This window comes from Thermodesulfobacteriota bacterium (assembly GCA_039028315.1).
Lineage (GTDB): Bacteria > Desulfobacterota_D > UBA1144 > Nemesobacterales > UBA2774 > CR02bin9.
Genome location: JBCCIH010000020.1, coordinates 1 through 16,808, shown reverse-complemented (window position 1 = coordinate 16,808; position 16,808 = coordinate 1). Strand labels below are relative to the sequence as shown.

19 protein-coding genes are annotated in these 16,808 nt (G+C 39.4%); 15 read left to right on the top strand and 4 right to left on the bottom strand.

Annotated elements, in window-relative coordinates; genetic code table 11:
- The coding region (locus AAF462_02575; protein ID MEM7007997.1) for a hypothetical protein at positions 1–515 on the bottom strand (515 nt) is incomplete at its 3' end.
- Between the two features lie 151 nt (positions 516–666).
- On the opposite strand from AAF462_02575, the gene eno reads away from it, so the two are divergent.
- The 3 genes from eno (at position 667) to leuD (ending at position 4,123) form a co-directional block, all read left to right on the top strand.
- A complete protein-coding gene (gene eno, locus AAF462_02570) occupies positions 667–1,938 on the top strand; it encodes a phosphopyruvate hydratase (protein MEM7007996.1) in 1,272 nt (423 codons plus the stop codon).
- Positions 1,939–2,062: 124 nt separating this feature from the next.
- Positions 2,063–3,487, top strand: coding sequence for a 3-isopropylmalate dehydratase large subunit (gene leuC, locus AAF462_02565; GenBank protein MEM7007995.1), 1,425 nt, complete (start codon positions 2,063–2,065; stop codon positions 3,485–3,487).
- A 12-nt stretch (positions 3,488–3,499) separates the two neighbouring features.
- Positions 3,500–4,123, top strand: a complete 624-nt coding sequence (leuD, locus tag AAF462_02560) for a 3-isopropylmalate dehydratase small subunit (GenBank protein ID MEM7007994.1) — start codon at positions 3,500–3,502, stop codon at positions 4,121–4,123.
- Positions 4,124–4,135: 12 nt separating this feature from the next.
- Here leuD and AAF462_02555 read toward each other — a convergent pair whose 3' ends face one another.
- Complete coding sequence (locus tag AAF462_02555) at positions 4,136–4,345, bottom strand: DUF2905 domain-containing protein (GenBank protein ID MEM7007993.1); 210 nt, start codon at positions 4,343–4,345, stop codon at positions 4,136–4,138.
- A 229-nt stretch (positions 4,346–4,574) separates the two neighbouring features.
- Between AAF462_02555 and rpoN the strand changes: the two genes are divergently transcribed.
- The 10 genes from rpoN (at position 4,575) to AAF462_02505 (ending at position 12,535) form a co-directional block, all read left to right on the top strand.
- Positions 4,575–6,068 (top strand): RNA polymerase factor sigma-54, encoded by a 1,494-nt coding sequence (gene rpoN, locus AAF462_02550; GenBank protein ID MEM7007992.1) that lies wholly within the window; start codon positions 4,575–4,577, stop codon positions 6,066–6,068.
- Complete coding sequence (gene raiA / locus AAF462_02545) at positions 6,046–6,588, top strand: ribosome-associated translation inhibitor RaiA (GenBank protein ID MEM7007991.1); 543 nt, start codon at positions 6,046–6,048, stop codon at positions 6,586–6,588. Before rpoN ends, raiA begins: the two co-directional genes overlap by 23 nt.
- Before the next feature lie 12 nt (positions 6,589–6,600).
- Positions 6,601–7,062 (top strand): PTS sugar transporter subunit IIA, encoded by a 462-nt coding sequence (locus tag AAF462_02540; protein MEM7007990.1) that lies wholly within the window; start codon positions 6,601–6,603, stop codon positions 7,060–7,062.
- A gap of 11 nt (positions 7,063–7,073) precedes the next feature.
- Positions 7,074–7,640, top strand: coding sequence for a hypothetical protein (locus AAF462_02535; GenBank protein MEM7007989.1), 567 nt, complete (start codon positions 7,074–7,076; stop codon positions 7,638–7,640).
- A complete protein-coding gene (rapZ, locus tag AAF462_02530) occupies positions 7,637–8,488 on the top strand; it encodes an RNase adapter RapZ (protein MEM7007988.1) in 852 nt (283 codons plus the stop codon). The genes AAF462_02535 and rapZ overlap by 4 nt, the downstream gene beginning before the upstream one ends.
- 10 nt (positions 8,489–8,498) lie before the next feature.
- Entirely contained in the window at positions 8,499–8,906 is a 408-nt protein-coding gene (locus tag AAF462_02525) for a PTS sugar transporter subunit IIA (protein MEM7007987.1), read from the top strand.
- A 98-nt stretch (positions 8,907–9,004) separates the two neighbouring features.
- Positions 9,005–9,328, top strand: a complete 324-nt coding sequence (locus AAF462_02520) for a hypothetical protein (protein MEM7007986.1) — start codon at positions 9,005–9,007, stop codon at positions 9,326–9,328.
- A 51-nt stretch (positions 9,329–9,379) separates the two neighbouring features.
- Entirely contained in the window at positions 9,380–10,204 is an 825-nt protein-coding gene (locus tag AAF462_02515; GenBank protein MEM7007985.1) for an HAD-IIA family hydrolase, read from the top strand.
- Positions 10,205–10,322: 118 nt separating this feature from the next.
- The gene (locus AAF462_02510; protein MEM7007984.1) at positions 10,323–11,267 is read left to right on the top strand and encodes a DMT family transporter; all 945 of its coding nucleotides are present in this window, start codon (positions 10,323–10,325) and stop codon (positions 11,265–11,267) included.
- A 92-nt stretch (positions 11,268–11,359) separates the two neighbouring features.
- A complete protein-coding gene (locus AAF462_02505; protein MEM7007983.1) occupies positions 11,360–12,535 on the top strand; it encodes an IPTL-CTERM sorting domain-containing protein in 1,176 nt (391 codons plus the stop codon).
- Between the two features lie 36 nt (positions 12,536–12,571).
- Here AAF462_02505 and AAF462_02500 read toward each other — a convergent pair whose 3' ends face one another.
- On the bottom strand, positions 12,572–13,573 hold the full coding sequence (locus tag AAF462_02500; GenBank protein ID MEM7007982.1) for a WG repeat-containing protein: 1,002 nt from the start codon (positions 13,571–13,573) through the stop codon (positions 12,572–12,574).
- Between the two features lie 146 nt (positions 13,574–13,719).
- Between AAF462_02500 and AAF462_02495 the strand changes: the two genes are divergently transcribed.
- A complete protein-coding gene (locus AAF462_02495) occupies positions 13,720–14,478 on the top strand; it encodes a glutathione S-transferase (GenBank protein ID MEM7007981.1) in 759 nt (252 codons plus the stop codon).
- Positions 14,479–14,532: 54 nt separating this feature from the next.
- Here AAF462_02495 and AAF462_02490 read toward each other — a convergent pair whose 3' ends face one another.
- Positions 14,533–15,588: an alcohol dehydrogenase gene (locus AAF462_02490; protein ID MEM7007980.1), complete on the bottom strand. Its 1,056-nt coding sequence runs from the start codon at positions 15,586–15,588 to the stop codon at positions 14,533–14,535.
- A gap of 150 nt (positions 15,589–15,738) precedes the next feature.
- On the opposite strand from AAF462_02490, the gene AAF462_02485 reads away from it, so the two are divergent.
- The coding region (locus tag AAF462_02485) for a Lon-like protease helical domain-containing protein (protein MEM7007979.1) at positions 15,739–16,808 on the top strand (1,070 nt) is incomplete at its 3' end.

The window sequence follows — 16,808 nt, the reverse complement described above, 5'->3', positions numbered from 1 at the left end:
TCATTGCTCACGTACTTAAGTGATTGAAAAGGTGTTGTGAATTCCGCAACGTTAGAGGGCGCCGATGAGTTTCCGACTTCATCATTAGTTCGTATTGCGTAGAAAAAAGACATCTCGCCTGTGGTATCAAGTCTTGGTGTTACGAAGTTTTGGGGAGTTCCTGCCACATCCGGCTGCTGGAAATCAGGAATCTGGGTTGCTCTGTTAAAATTATTGCGCACTGCCTGTTCTATCTCAATAAAAGGAACCCCGTCCAAATTTGGCACGCCAAGTATTTCGGCAACTTCAACATTGTCGTAGAACCTTACGAAGTAAATAGTTGCTTGACCTTGATTTCCTTTATCACCAGGCGCGGTCCAGTTTAAATTTCTACTAAGCTGCTCCGATGTAAGATCGGTAATATTTCCGGGTGAGCTGCCGTCTCCAACAGCGCATGAAACAGCAAATATTATGGCAAAGATAAAACTAATTCTAAAAAGATTAGATGTATTTATAGATTTTAGGGCAGATTTCATATTTAATTTTCCTTATACGTCATTTAAAGAGTTTAAGATTGTACCGAACTAATAGTAGTTTTCCAACAAAATAATTTTAACCGATTTGATAGCTAAAGTTTGATATGGTACTTTCCCTTAGCCTAAAGTGAAATTATAGGGAGGAGTTAAAGTGGCGTTAATTGAAGCAATTCTTGCACGAGAAATACTAGATTCCAGAGGTAATCCTACAGTTGAAGTGGACATAATATGCGATGACGGCTCGTTTGGTAGGGCCGCTGTCCCATCGGGTGCTTCCACTGGCGAGCATGAAGCCATCGAGCTCAGAGACAAAGTTAAAAAGAGATATCTAGGCAAAGGGGTTCAGAAAGCTGTCCAGAACATCCACGATAAGATCGCACCTAAGTTAATTGGCGCGGATGTAACAGCGCAGTATGACATTGATCAGTTAATGCTTAGATTAGATGGTACTGCAAATAAATCTAAATTAGGAGCTAATGCCATATTGGGTGTTTCTTTAGCTGTTGCAAAGGCTGCTGCAAATTCGCTATATATCCCTTTGTATGCCTATCTCGGAGGAATTTCTGCAAATACTCTTCCAGTGCCTCTTATGAATATAATTAACGGCGGCGCACATGCGGATAACAACTTAGACTTTCAAGAATTTATGATTGTTCCCCTTGGATTCACAAGATTCTCCGAAGCAATAAGATCAGGGGTTGAAGTATTTCATAATTTAAAATCAATTCTTGGGAAAAAAGGCTATGCCACTTCAGTTGGCGATGAGGGCGGATTCGCGCCAAATCTAAAATCCAACGAAGAAGCAATAGAATGCATTCTAGAGGCCATAACTAAGGCTGGATATAAAGTAGGAGACGAGATTTCATTAGCGCTAGACGTTGCCTCTAGTGAATTTTATAAAAATGGAAAATACGAAGTTGAAGGCAAAAAAATCAGTAAAGAAAAATTAGTTGATGTATACAGCGATTGGGTAAGGCAGTATCCGGTTATTTCAATAGAAGATCCACTTTCTGAAAATGACTGGAAAGGATGGACGTTAATGACTGAGCAGCTTGGAGACAAGGTGCAAATTGTTGGAGACGATTTATTCGTTACGAATACTAAAAGATTGGCTAAAGGTATTAGGCAGAACGCCGGGAATTCTATTCTGGTTAAGGTTAACCAAATTGGCTCACTAACTGAGACTCTAGAAGCTATCAGGATGGCCCAGGGAGCTGGGTTTACATATATTATTTCTCATAGATCTGGAGAGACTGAAGACTCTACTATTGCAGATATTGCGGTTGCTACAAACTCTGGGCAAATTAAAACTGGCTCAGCTTCAAGGAGCGACAGGATCGCAAAATATAATCAGCTTATTAGAATCGAAGAAGAGTTAGGCGATGAAGCTATTTACCCCGGAAGATCTGCATTTAATATCTAGAAAATCTTGATAATTTAAAAATCGTATATATTTTTTTTATGTAGACTCAAAGGTGCATAAATACCCAAATTTGGTATTTATTGTGTATAATTAAAGGGTTATAACACTATAAAAGGATAATTTTATGTCAGCAAGAACACTTTTTGATAAGATTTGGGAACAACATGTGGTTTTTGAAGAAGAGGGTCAGCCTAGCCTTATATATATTGATTTGCACTTAGTTCATGAGGTAACCTCACCACAGGCATTTGAGGGGCTAAGGCTAGCAGGCAGGCAAGTCAGAAGACCTGATCTAACTTTTGCAACTATGGATCATAATGTTCCTACCACAGATAGATCACTTCCGATTGAAGACCCGATTTCCGCAAAACAGATTGAAGTACTGGAGCAGAACTGCGAGGAATTTGGAGTTCCTCTTTTTGGACTAAACGTTAACAGCGATATGCAGGGGATTGTACATATCATAGGACCTGAGCTTGGACTTACCAAGCCTGGGATGACGATTGTTTGCGGAGACAGCCACACATCAACCCATGGAGCGTTCGGATCTCTCGCATTTGGAATTGGAACAAGTGAGGTTGAGCACGTAATGGCAACCCAGTGCTTAAGGCAGAACAAACCAAAGGAATTTGAAATTAGAGTAGACGGTGAGCGCGGTTACGGAGTCACGGCTAAAGATATAATCTTAAACATCATTGGTCACATCGGAACAGCCGGCGCAACTGGAACAGTAGTTGAGTATAGAGGATCTGCTATTGAAGCTCTCACAATGGAAGAGCGAATGACAGTGTGTAACATGTCAATTGAAGCTGGAGCTCGTGCTGGAATGATCGCACCTGATGAAAAAACATTTGAATATGTTAAGGGCAAAAAATTTGCGCCAGTTGACCAGGAGTGGGAAAAAGCACTGTCACATTGGAAAGATCTAGTGACAGATGAAGGCGCTCATTTTGATAAGTCAATTACTTTAGACGCCGCAAAAATTGTCCCTCAGGTTAGCTGGGGAACCAACCCCGGAATGGTGTTAGATGTAACAGCAAAGATTCCTAACCCTGATGAAATAGAGAATGAAAATGATAAAAAGGCTACAATTAGCGCACTTGATTATATGGGCCTTGACGCTGGAACACCGATAGAAGATATCAAGCTTGATAGAGTATTTATCGGCTCGTGCACCAACGCGAGGATCCAGGATTTAACCCAGGCTGCTAGGGTGGTAAAAGGAAGGAAAGTAGCATCCTCGGTAAGCGCGATGGTTGTGCCCGGATCTCAGATGATAAAATGGCAGGCTGAGAAAATGGGACTCGATAAAGTGTTTATAGATGCAGGTTTTGAATGGCGGGAGTCTGGTTGCAGCATGTGTCTTGGAATGAACCCCGACATACTTGAACCTGGTGAGAGATGCGCAAGTACCTCTAACAGAAACTTTGAAGGCCGTCAGGGTAAAGGCGGAAGAACACATCTTGTAAGTCCTGCAATGGCTGCTGCTGCTGCGATTGAGGGTCACTTTGTAGATGTTAGAAACTGGGATTTAGATAAAGAACTATAAAGAGGAAGATCTATGGAACCATTAGAAAGAGTACACGGCAGAGTGGCGCCGCTAGATAGAATAAACGTTGATACAGATCAAATAATACCAAAACAGTTTTTAAAAAGAGTTGAAAGAACCGGTTTTGGAGAGTTTTTGTTCTTTGACTGGCGCTACCATGAAGACGGAACACCTAATCCTGATTTTGAACTTAACCATGATCATCACCAGGATGCGAAGATACTGCTCACAAGCCACAACTTCGGAAGCGGAAGTTCACGAGAGCACGCACCATGGGCTCTTAGAGAATATGGTTTTCAGGTAATTATTGCACCCTCATTTGCAGACATCTTTTATAACAATTGTTTTAAAAATGCCATCTTACCGATCGTTCTACCCGAGGAAAAAGTAAAAGAGCTCTTTAGTATTGTGAATTCTAAAAAAGGTCATGACCTTAGTGTGGATTTAAGATCACAAACTATCTCAGATGATGAGGGATGGTCAATTGAATTTGATATAGACCCGTTTAAGAAAAAGAGTCTACTTGAAGGGCTTGATGATATAGGTCACTCGCTTCAGCATGAAGATAAAATAACCACCTATGAAGATAAGCACTCTGATGAAAGAAAGTGGGTAATACCAAACAATCCGTCTTAATTTAAAGACCATCTATCTAAACTTAGAGAGTATATAGATAGCCAAACTTAGAATGACGCTTAATATAATTGATGTAGCAAGCGGGAAATAGAAGGAGAAATTTTCCTGCTTGATATAGAAGTCTCCGGGTAGTTTTCCAATAAATGGCACCCTAGGATAAAACTCTATTAAGAGTCCTAAAACTATAAGAAATATCCCTAAAATAATAACAATTTTGCCCAACTTAGTCTTATACCTCCTACTATTAAAACAAAGAATACATTAGAAAAGTATATAATTTTAGGGCAAAATCTCAATAATTCAGGATCATTACACCAACAGAACATTTATTCAGTTATAATATCTTAAATGGCACGAATCTTGTATATAAGATGCAATATATTATAATAAGCTTAGGTTTACTAAAACCTAACGGGGAATACAAACTACATATTAGAAATCTACAAGGGTTATGAGCACAAATTTAAGCCAGACGACTTCTCAAAGACAGGTCCTACAACAGCGCCTTATATTAACTCAAGATCTTCAGCTATTTCTAAAGCTGATCCAGATGAATACACTTGAATTAAAAGATTATCTTGAAGAGCAGCTGATAGAAAATCCTACATTAGAAGAATCTCAAGAGCCTAACGAGAAAACACAAGAAGATTCCAAAGAAGAATTTGATTTAAGTCAGATCGGCGATGATAGAATATTGGGATCCCACGATAGTGACGTTCCGCATTATTCTGCAAGAGAGTTTATGGATGATGGTGGAGAAGAAGAGACGCCGTGGGAAAACCGTATAAGTTCAGCTGATTCTCTCATTGACCATCTGGAATGGCAATTAAAGATGTCAGACTTAACCCCAGATGAAAAAGAGATTGCCTCAATTATTATAGGTAATACGAATGAGGATGGATACCTTGAAATTGATATAGAAGAAATAGCCCGCATATATATAAATACAACTAAAGATAATCAAAACTCTATAGATTCTGAGTATGTGAGTGATATCGCAGCTGAAATATTAGATGAAATACAAAATTCGTTCGATCCTACCGGTGTCTGCTCAAGGAGCTTGAAAGAGTGTCTAAAGTTACAGGCTCTTGACCTGGGTTACCCTGAGGATGGTCTGGTAATTAAAATCATTGACGAGCATTTTGCAGAACTTAGCGAAGGCGACTTAACAAATATTATGGATGTGATTTCTGATTCTTCACAACAAGTACAAGATGCAATGGCAGTAATTTCATCGCTTGAGCCAAGACCGGGAAGACCATTTTTTGAAAAAGATTCCGAGAAGTATATAGTTCCTGATTTTTATGTCTATAACGTTGGTGATGAGCTTCAGATACAACTTAATAAAGATTTTCCCAGGGTAAGGATCAGCAATTATTACCGCAATTTGATTAAAAAAGAAAAGACTCTACCTCCAGAAGCCAAGCAATTTATTAAAGAAAAGTTAGAGGCAGCCCAAAGAATTATGAAATGCCTTGATGAGAGAGAGCAAACAGTTAAGAAAATTATCTCTAAAATTGTAGATGTTCAGCGTGAGTTTTTCGAGCATGGCAAAGAGTATATTAAACCACTTATATTAAAAGATGTTGCACAATCAGTTGGCGTTCACGAATCCACTGTGAGCCGTATAACAAGTAGAAGATATATTCAAACCCCCCAAGGAACAATAGAGCTTAAGTCTTTGTTCTCAAGAAAAATTGAAGCTTCAAACGGACAGGACGTCTCATTTGAGAAAGTTAAATCGATTATGAAAAATATTATTGCAGGTGAGCTCCCGGAAAGCCCATATTCTGACGAGGACATCTCAAAAATATTTGAACGCCGAAATATTAAGGTTGCAAGAAGAACAGTTGCAAAATACAGGAAAATACTTAAAATACCTTCGTCTTCAGTAAGGTCCAGACAGTATAAGGAAAACAAAAGTGAAAGTAACGGTAACTACTAGGCATATTAAAGACACAAAAACTGCCGAAAAAATAAAGGCTTACGCTCTTAAGAAAACTAGAAGAATTGAGCGCTATGTTGGCACAGATAAAGATTCTGCGGATCTTAGGTTTGTTCTTTCTTCTGAAAAGTTTAGGGATAAAGCAGAGATGATATTAAGCGCAGGCCATATAAAAGCTACAAGCTCTGTTGAGAGCAACGATATGTATGCAGCGATTGATAGTGTTGTGGATACAATCATCAAGCAGCTGAAAAAACAAAATGAGAAAATAACAAAAGAAAAAAGAAGAATAGGCGCAAGATCAAAAGAAGAAATCACTGAGCAATTTAGCACTGAGAGCTATGAGCTTACGGACCTTAAGATTCACAAACTGCCGCAAAAACCAATGTCTAGAGAAGAAGCCTCCCTTCAGCTCAAAGTATCAGATGCTAATTTTGTGGCATTTAGAAATAGCGAAAACGGCGAGATGAATGTGATTTACTTAAGCCGAAGAGGTCAGAAAATCTTGATTGAGCCCTAATACATAATAGCAATGAAACTCGCAGACTACCTCGATCTAAAAACTGTAATATCCAACCTCAACTCAAGCACCAAAGAAGATGTAATTAAGGAACTTACCCAGAGCATTTCAAAAACTCATCCAAACATAAACTATGAAAGGCTTTTAGAGCTATTTATGGAACGTGAGGAGCTATGCAGCACAGCGGTGGATTTTGGAGTAGCAGTACCTCATGCAAAACTAAGCGGCATCACTGATATAATTTTGGGTTTTGGTAGAAGCACCGCAGGCATAAGTTTTGGATCATTAGACAAAAAGCCTTCTCACTTTTTCATTACACTCATCGCGCCGGAGGAAGCTAGCGGAGTTCATATCCAGCTACTGGCTAGGATTTCAAAGGTCTTTAAGAATCAAGAATTAAGATCAAGATTAATGCAGTGTGAGACCAACGAAGAGATATTGGAATTAATTATTGATGAAGATGAGAAGTATTGATCTAGGCTCAGATGACCGAAAAAAACATAGACAATAGCGCAAGTGCATTTACAACGCTTCATGGTGTGCTTATTGAAATAAACCGCGTCGGAGTTTTGATTTTGGGGGAAAGCGGCATAGGCAAATCAGAGAACGCATTAGAGCTTATCACAAGGGGCTCAAAGCTAATTTCAGATGACATAGTTGTCATTAAAATAAACGAGCACGCTCAGCTTATAGGCTCATCTCCAATAACCACTAAAAACCTTTTGGAAATAAGAGGTATTGGAATCATAAATATTAAAGATCTCTACGGAAACAATTCTGTAACAGATAGTAGTGTTATAGACATTACTGTAGAACTTTCAATATGGGATTCTGAAACAGATTATGATAGACTTGGGGTAGAAGATAAGTACTACTGCATAATGGGGGTGGAAGTGCCTTATCTGCTTATCCCTACAACTCCGGGTAAAAATATCTCTACTCTTTTAGAGGCTGCAGCGCTAAATCATTTACACAAACTATCAGCACCAAAAGGCAAACTAAAGATTGTCGATGAAGATAAAACTCAAAAAACAGCATCAGATATAAAATGACTAATCTAGTTATAATTAGCGGACTTTCGGGATCTGGTAAAAGTACTGCAGTTAAGGTCTTAGAAGACCTTGGCTATTATTGTGTCGACAATATTCCGCCTACCCTTTTGCCAAATTTTATAGAACTTTGTGAGAATTCAGATAAAGGCATTAATCAGGTTGCGCTGGTAATAGATATAAGAGAGAAGGTATCATTTGACAGTGCACCTTCTGTAATTGAGGAGTTTAAAAACAAAGGCTATCCGGTAGACATGATCTTTTTAGAATCATCAGATGCGGCGCTTGTAAAACGCTACAAAGAGACAAGAAGAAAGCATCCCCTTTCAGACGATGGCGATATACAAGCAGGTATAAGTAAAGAGAGAAAGATGCTTGAGAAACTAAAAGAGATCTCTAACTATACAATTGATACATCGGAGCTAAACGTTCATGATTTGTCGGAAATTATAAAGAACAAATTCAACAAACCAAGCTCGCAAAACATTTTAATTAATATTATTTCTTTTGGTTTTAAACATGGTATACCTAATGATGCAGATATGATCTTTGATGTCAGGTTTCTTCCCAACCCCCATTTTGTAGACGGCTTAAGGGAACTAACTGGAGTTGACCCCAAAGTGGCTGAATACGTCATGAGCAAAGAGGAAACACAGGAATTTATTGAAAAGATAACAAGTTTTTTGGATTACTTAATTCCAAATTATGAGAAGGAAGGGAAATCGTATTTGACCATTGCAATAGGATGTACAGGCGGGAAACATAGGTCGGTCGCAATAGCAGAGAAACTAACTGAGCGCTATAATAATTTATCGCCTGTAACAAGACATAGGGACATATCAAAAATCTAGGGGGTGTTAAATGATCGGGATAGTATTAGTTACACATGGAGATCTGGCAAAAGAGCTTATAGCTGCTGTTAACTTTGTACTATCTTCTAAGCCTTCTGTAAAAATAAGCGGCGTTAGTCTTGATCCGGATAGAGAGTTTGAGAGCTTTAAGCAGGATATAAAAAACGCTATTAAAAAAGTAAAAGCTAAAGACGGCATTTTGCTAGTAACCGATATGTTTGGAGGTACTCCATCTAATATCAGCCTTACATTCCTTGAAGAAAATAAGGTCGAAGTTATTTCTGGTGTTAATCTTCCTATGCTATTAAAATTAGCCACCCTTTCTGAAAGTGTTACCCTAGATGAGGCGGTTAAGATAGCTGAAGCTGCTGGACGAGACAATATCATAGTAGCAAGTAAACTCCTTCAAAATAGGTAATTGCTTATACAGCCACGCCCAAGCTTTTGAAATACTTACATTTTCAGTATACTATTCCCGTCTCAAAAAAAGGATAAATATTAACAAAGGCTACTCATATGAAACAAGAAACAATAGATAAAATTATTGATGCATGGAAAAATCACCTCTTCCAAGGGGAATTATCAGAATATCAATTAGAAATTGATAACAAGGTGCCAATGGAGTTCGCAGCTATAGCGCTTCATTTAGACTCTAGAACAGTAAAAGCATCAGGAAAGGAAGAAGAGTATTACGAGGGATTTAGAGATGCGGCTATAGAAATTTTAACTCTTCTGGAAGTTGAAATAGTACAAGATGACCAAATGAAGGTCATATCACTCCTGTACAAAGAGAGTGAAGATGATAAACAAGAAGAGCTAAAACAGCATATATGGGGCTAATACATTACTTCAAGTAATATCTCTAACCTATTGTAATAAATACACAATGCTATGAGACTAGTGGACCTATACGAATGCTTTCTTATAGACTTAGATGGAGTGGTATATGTAGGTGATACTGCAGTTCCAGGATCCGTCGAAACTATTAAATACCTTCTCCAGAAGAATAAAACTGTCATTTTCCTAACCAATAATCCCAGACACACAATTTCAGAATATGAGTCAAAACTCAACAGCATCGGCATAGATGGAACTTCTCTAAACATTGTTACCTCTGCCACTACGCTTGCACTGCACATTAAATTCACCTACAAAGATCTAGAGCACAAAACAGCCTATGTTATTGGAAGCAGTTCTCTTAAAGAAGAGATAGAAAACATAGGGCTTAAACTAGTAGAAGGCGAAGAAGGAAAAAAAGCTGATTTTTTAATATTCGGCGGGCATCCCGAATACCACTATGAGGAGATGAAAATTGCAACTTTAGCTATTGCAAATGGAGCCCATTTCTATGCAACTAACCGTGACATGGTCTACCCTACAATAGAAGGACATATTCCAGCCACAGGAGCAATGCTTGCATCAATCGAAGTAGCATCCCGGAGAAAAGCGGTAATTGCGGGAAAACCTGAGACAATGATGTTCGAATTGGCACTAGACTCCTATGACCATGAAAAACATAAAATTGTGATAATTGGCGATCATTTAGACACAGATATTACTGGCGGAAAGAATGCTGGAATATCTACAATACTGGTACTTTCCGATCCTAATATACACAAAGAGCTAGAAGAATCTGATATAAAACCGGATTATGCTATCGAACGCTTAAGCGGTCTGCTAGACGATCTATCTGACGCGAAGAAATACGAAGCCTAAATGTTCAGGTAGAATATTAGTAATAGGTTCCTATATTTCTTCTTTAAAGTAGTACTTTAAGTATCACAATTTTCAGCCTGAAGGGAAAATAAAGAGCTATCGGGAATCATTAATCACTATGGGGAATAAAAGCATAGCTTCGCGCTTTCAATTTACAGCAAACAATAAAGGAGTTTTATGGATGGTGTTTGGAGGTTTTGCCTTCGCCACCATGGGCGCCCTTACACATGAGCTTGGTAAGCACTGCGATTGGCTCTTGATAGCATTTTTTAGAATGTTAATTTCTTTTGTGATTGCCTTAGGGCTTGCAAGGGCAGCAGGAATTAATCCCTTTGTTTTTAAGAATAAAACGCTTTGGCTAAGGAGTTTTGTTGGCAGCTCAGCTATGCTTGCAACTTTTTACGCACTTACAAAGCTTCCGATATCCGAGATTGCAATTATTACAGAAACAAGACCTATATGGGTCGCTTTGGTGGCCGGATATTTCCTTGGAGAATCAACCGGCAAAAAGATCTGGCTTTCTATTGTATTTGGTATGATAGGCGTGATTCTTGTAGAACACCCAAGAATAGTAGAGCAAAATTTTGCAAGCATTATGGCTATTTACGCAGCCTTTGGCGGAGCTGTTGTTATGATATGCCTACGGAAACTAAGAAACTTAGACCCGCGCGTGATAGTAACCCATTTCTCAGGCACTGCTACGGTAATTACATTGATCACAATCTTTACAGTAAGAGGCGAAGTAGATCTGTCTGTCTTTAACAGCGCAAATGTAATCTTTATGCTGTTAGGAGTTGGTGTGTTTGGAACAATCGGCCAACTCGCTATGACAAAAGCATTTTCCGTAGGAGAGGCGCCCAGCGTTGCCTCAGCCAGTTTCATTAAAGTTGGCTTTTCGGCAGTTTATGACCTACTTATCTGGCAATACGTCTTTAGTCCAACCACAGTTATTGGGATGCTACTAATTCTCTTATCCACAGCTTGGCTCATAGGGAAGAAAAAGGCTAAAGCTCACGGTGAATCTATATCCTCTAAACTCAAGCAAAAAAAGCTGTTTCATTAACTTCTCAAGTCTAAAACAGACTAAATATTTATATGGAACAACAATTTATAATGTGATATATTAAGCCCTAGAGTATAGGAGGGCGACGTATCATGATAAATCTAAAATCTTTTCTTTCTATTTTTATAATTCAGACTTTTTTACTATTATCATTAAGCGTATCAGCACAAGCAGAATTAATACGTGATGGACTGGCAGTAGTTGCAGATGATAGTGCAGGCACAGATAATGATGGAGCACTTTTCATTGTTAACATAAGAAATGGTGAGAGAATTTTGGTAACCGACTTCGGTGATCCCGCGCAGGGCCCAATAGGGAATGATCCGGTAGGTGTAGCACTATCTCAAGACTTTAGTAATGCCTACGTAGTTGATGAAAGCGGAGAATCAGGATCAGGTCTGTTATTTCATGTTAATTTGAGAACTGGTGAGAGAATAATAATTAGCGATTTCGATGACCCTTCACAAGGCCCGACTGGAGAGCTGCCAAGTGGTATAGCATTAGACGGCGATGAGACGGCATATATTGTTGATGGAGCCGCGGGCACTGACTCAAACGGCGCACTATTTCATGTGGATCTAGCTACTGGTGATAGAGAAATTGTAAGCGACTTTGGCGACCCGGTCCAAGGACCAATAGGCCAAACTCCCGTAAACCTGACATTAGATGGTGCAGGTGGAGCTTACGTAACTGATAAAGATGGACCAGGATCTATTAACGGTATTTTATTCCTTGTGGATTTAACTTCTGGTGATAGAGAAATTATTAGCATCTTCAACGATCCTGCACAAGGCCCTACCGGACCTAACCCATTTGGTATTGCTTTAGACGGCTTGGGGAATGCATTTGTAGCAGATGAAGATGCCGGAGGTGATCCCGGGGATGGAGCCCTTTTCCTGGTGAATTTGTCTACTGGCAATAGAACTCTTTTAAGTAACTTCACCAATTCCGCACAAGGTCCCCTGGGGGGCGAGCCTGAAGGCGTAGCTACAGATGGTTTCGGACAACCTCTTGTTGCAGATAAAAATGCAGGATCAGGCAATGACGGTGGTCTATTCCTAGTTGATATGACCACTGGAAACAGAATTTTAGTTAGTGATTTTGGAAATCCTGCCCAGGGTCCGACAGGAGGAGATCCAACAGGAGTTGCATTTAAACCAATAGAGAGAAATGTACCTACGCTTTCTCAGTGGGGTCTTATTTCTGCTGCAGCTCTATTAGGAATAATTGGATTTATAACAGTCAGAAGAAGAAAAATAAGAGTTTAAAAATAGAGTAAAGAAAGGGGAGCTCATGCTCCCTTTTTATTCAAAAGACTTCCAGACATAATTCCCGTTTTTATCAATATAAGCCCACTTGCCGCCTCCAAGCTCTACAATTGCGAGGCCACCTGAAAAGCTGACTGCGCTCTCATATTGGGGATCGATCACAATCTCGCCCCTTTTGTTGAGATAGCCCCATTTATTGCCGATCCTAAACGTAGCAAGACCTTCAGAGAAATCGCCAACTTGGTCAAATTCCGGCTGCACTATTAACAAGCCCGTTTTATTTATAAACCCAAACTTTCCGTCTTTAGAAACCGCTGCCGCGTTTTCAGAGAAATGCCTGGCAGTTTCGAATTTGGTCTTAAGTTCAACTTCACCTAGTCTATTTATGTATACATATCTTCCGTCTGTTTGCACGCAAGCCAACCCTTCTGAATACCCTTCGGCATATGGGAATTTAGGTTTGATAAAGACCTTGCCGCTTTTCTTAATATATCCGCCCATTGAATCCTGCATAACTAGCGCACGGCCCTCTGAAAAGCCAAAGGCGTTTTCATATGTAGGCTCTACAACAGTCTGTCCCTCTTTATTTATATAGCCCCACTGACCATTGTACTTAACGCTTGCTAAACCTTCCGAAAATGGATTTGCATTTTCATACATAGGCTCTATGACCACTTTGCCGACACTGTTTATATAACCATAAGCTCCGTCTACTTTTACCTGCGCGTAACCATCTGAGAATTTACGAGCTTCTTCAAATTGGGGACTAATTATAAGAATATCCCACTGATTTATATATCCCCATTTGCCGTCTTTCTTAATGAGCGCCCTGCCCTCAGTAAAGTCCACCGCTCCTTCATATTTAAGTGGTATAACAACCTCGCCCTGTCTGTTAATAAATCCCCATTTATTATCAACAGCTACAGGGAAGAGTCCGCCCTTTTTATCTACCGCAGTTTTATTTGCAGATGGTCCAGCACATGAGAGCGCCAATAAGATTAATACGGCATATACAAATTGAGCTTTTCTACGAATCATTATTTCCGTCCACAGCAGGTTCATAAAGTTTGAAGCAATAATCTTAATCAAAATAGCAATATTTTAAAGAGCATCAGTTAGGTTTAATATATTATGTTAATTCTATGTTTTTAATTGCGCACAATCTTTAACAACAAAAAAGGGGTATAAATATTACTAAACCTATCCTATATGTTCTTTCTATTTCGCATTTCTGCGAGAAGGCCCGCTGGACCCTTGAGTTTCATGATATCGATCATGAGATTCGTTATCTAGCTCCCGGTATGCATATGCAAACAGCTAAAAAACTTGGCGCCTCAGCCACATCGCTGCCCATACTGGTAGTAGACGGAGAAGTCATTCAGGGATCTGATAAAATTTTTGACTGGGCAGAGGAGATATCAAAAATGAGCCCTAGTTCACTAACTCCGGTAGATATGAAAGACTGTCTAACAATTGAAAAGCGCTTAGACAATATCCTAGGTGTACATATACGCAGATACTTCTACTCGGAAATACTCGTAGAATACCCGGACCAAGTTAGATCAGAATACATTAAGGATTTGTCACTCTTGAATAAAATAATGTTTTATCTAGCTTGGGGTATGATTCAAAAAAGAATGATTGAGTTTATGGATTTAGGCAAACAACAGCGTCTTGAATCTAGAGAGATCATCTTAGGGGAACTTAATTGGATGGATAAGATGTTATCTGACGGAAGACCCTACCTTATAGGAGATAAATTCTCACGAGCTGATATAACTGCAGCCAGCTTGCTCGCACCTATTACAATTCCTGCTGAGCACCCAGTTTACAAAATGGACACTCTACCTAAATTAATGGCTCAGGATGTTCGAGACTGGCAGAACCGTCCTTCAATCAATTGGGTTCATAATATCTATAATAAACACCGAAAAAACCACTAGGACTCTATGCAATTTCATAATCGCAGCGAGTCCTAGCTAAATAAATTAAAAGTTTTATGGCTCAATTACTACTTTAATTGCATTATCTATTCTCTGATCCATCAGCTCATATCCCCTTGCGCATTCATCAAGCGGCAGTCTATGTGAAATAACATGGGTCGGGTCTAACCTGCCATCTTCTACATGCGGTAGAAGATCTGGAATGTAACACCTAGAAGGTGCAACGCCCCCCCTTAAGTTTAGATTTCTCAAGAAGAAATCAGTCATGTTCAAAGGAAACGGCTCCCAGAAAAGCCCAGTGATTGAGATTGTGCCTCCAGGGCGGGACATCTCAAGTGATGATTGTAATGAGTCCGTATTGCCAACACACTCAATAACGACGTTAGCTCCATGGCCATCAGTTATTTCATCAATTATCTCTTTAGGGTCTTCATTCTTAGAATTTATTACAGTGGTAGCGCCGTATTTTTTAGCTATATCGAGTCTATAGTCGTGATGACCAATTGTTATAACGTGTGAAGGATCAAAGATTGTTGCAGCATATGTTGCAAATAAGCCTACAGCGCCGTCTCCATAAATAGCTACAACATCGCCCGGCTGAATATTTCCATTTTTAGCCCCATGATAACCTGTTGAAATGTTATCACCTAAAAACAGGGTTTTTTCATCATGACTATCATCCGAAAGACTCTCGGGAGCTTTTACCAATGTACCGTCTGCATGTGATACTTTTATGTATTCGGCCTGACACCCTGCATGTCCTCCAAGTATGTCTCCAAACCCAAAGCAGCCTCCTTGCATACACGATGTATGGAGGTCTTTTCCGCAGTAATGACAATCGCCGCAGCTTACCCAAAATGGGCCAATCACCTTATCTCCTTTCTTAAGAGTAGTAACGCCATCACCCACTTCTACAACTCTGCCTACAAACTCATGTCCGACAGTATCACCATCATTAAGAGGGAAATGGCCTCTGTATATATGCAAATCTGACCCGCAAATCGCACCCTTTGTAACTTTCACAATTACATCGGTCGGACTTTCAATAACTGGATCGGGAACATCTTCAACACTTACACTTTTTAATCCATGATATACCGTTGCTCTCATATCTCTCTCCTATTCAATCAAAAATAGATTCTCTAACATAATATTTTACCTTAACAATTATATTATTTTCAGAATAGCATTTTTTATTAGAGTGTAGTATTTTTATTTTAACCAATATCCCAAATGCAGTAGTTAAGAGAGTAATGTCCTATGAGAAAAGTAAGAGAACTAAAGCCTGCTCAAGTCTATAAGACCTGCGACCTAAGAGCACTTAAATTTAAAACCACTGACGATCTGAAACCTTGCACAGAATATATCGGGCAAAAAAGAGCTGTTGAGGCCATTCACTTTGGCCTGGGAATGGATTTTGGCGGATACAACCTGTACTTGGCCGGTCCAACAGGTGTTGGAAAAACTACGACGATCGAAAACATACTCGCATCAGTAGCTAAAGATAAATCCACTCCCCCTGACTGGTGCTACGTATTTAATTTTCAGGTACCTAGCGAGCCAAGAGCTATTGAGCTTCCCACAGGAAGGGGAAAGGTGCTGAAAACAGATATGGAAGATTTCCTTCAGGACCTTAAGATGGATATCCCAAGGGCTTTTGAAAGTAAAGAGTTTGAAGAGCAGAAGGAAGATACAATGAACAAATTTCAAAGAGATAAGAACGTTCTCTTTGATGATCTTCAGAAAAAAGCTCTTGCTAGCGATATTCAAGTTCAGTTCTCACCAACTGGGATTATTACAGTACCTCTTATAGAGGGGCAGGCCGTAACACAGGAAAATTACAATGCTCTTGATGAAGAGACCAAAGAAAAGATAAAAGACAAGAAAGAGAACGTTGATAATGAGGTTGCAGAAGTACTAAAAGAAGCTAGAAAGCTAGAGAGAGAGGCTACTGAAAAAGTAAAGGAGCTTGAAAAAAAGGTAGCTCTTTTTTCAGTACGTGATCTTATAGATATAATCAGAGAGAAATATAAAGGATTTCCTGATGTAATTGATTATTTTGATCAGCTTCAAAAGCATATATTAGAGAATATCGATCATTTCCTGCCTGCAAAAGGCGCACCCACAGGATCTCCTATTGCAGCGCCTATGCCCTATAGAATGCCCCAGCAAGAGCCTTCGTTTACTGAATACAAAGTGAATGTGTTTATAGAAACTCTGTGTAAGTATATAGACAACTTGCTATGTAATCCCGGCGAGGAGAAGTTCAGGAAGATACGATGCGGAAACAAGGCTTTCCAGGATAGAGTGGCTTCAGTAATTGGAGGAAC

Excerpts from the sequence above, each read along its gene's own strand:
- leuC (MEM7007995.1), top strand. The coding sequence starts at position 2,063 with ATGTCAGCAAGAACACTTTTTGATAAGATTTGGGAACAACATGTGGTT.
- AAF462_02510 (MEM7007984.1), top strand. The coding sequence starts at position 10,323 with ATGGGGAATAAAAGCATAGCTTCGCGCTTTCAATTTACAGCAAACAAT.
- rpoN (MEM7007992.1), top strand. The coding sequence starts at position 4,575 with ATGAGCACAAATTTAAGCCAGACGACTTCTCAAAGACAGGTCCTACAA.
- AAF462_02540 (MEM7007990.1), top strand. The coding sequence starts at position 6,601 with ATGAAACTCGCAGACTACCTCGATCTAAAAACTGTAATATCCAACCTC.
- rapZ (MEM7007988.1), top strand. The coding sequence starts at position 7,637 with ATGACTAATCTAGTTATAATTAGCGGACTTTCGGGATCTGGTAAAAGT.
- AAF462_02535 (MEM7007989.1), top strand. The coding sequence starts at position 7,074 with ATGACCGAAAAAAACATAGACAATAGCGCAAGTGCATTTACAACGCTT.
- AAF462_02500 (MEM7007982.1), bottom strand. The coding sequence starts at position 13,573 with ATGATTCGTAGAAAAGCTCAATTTGTATATGCCGTATTAATCTTATTG.
- AAF462_02520 (MEM7007986.1), top strand. The coding sequence starts at position 9,005 with ATGAAACAAGAAACAATAGATAAAATTATTGATGCATGGAAAAATCAC.
- leuD (MEM7007994.1), top strand. The coding sequence starts at position 3,500 with ATGGAACCATTAGAAAGAGTACACGGCAGAGTGGCGCCGCTAGATAGA.
- AAF462_02490 (MEM7007980.1), bottom strand. The coding sequence starts at position 15,588 with ATGAGAGCAACGGTATATCATGGATTAAAAAGTGTAAGTGTTGAAGAT.
- AAF462_02515 (MEM7007985.1), top strand. The coding sequence starts at position 9,380 with ATGAGACTAGTGGACCTATACGAATGCTTTCTTATAGACTTAGATGGA.
- AAF462_02505 (MEM7007983.1), top strand. The coding sequence starts at position 11,360 with ATGATAAATCTAAAATCTTTTCTTTCTATTTTTATAATTCAGACTTTT.
- AAF462_02525 (MEM7007987.1), top strand. The coding sequence starts at position 8,499 with ATGATCGGGATAGTATTAGTTACACATGGAGATCTGGCAAAAGAGCTT.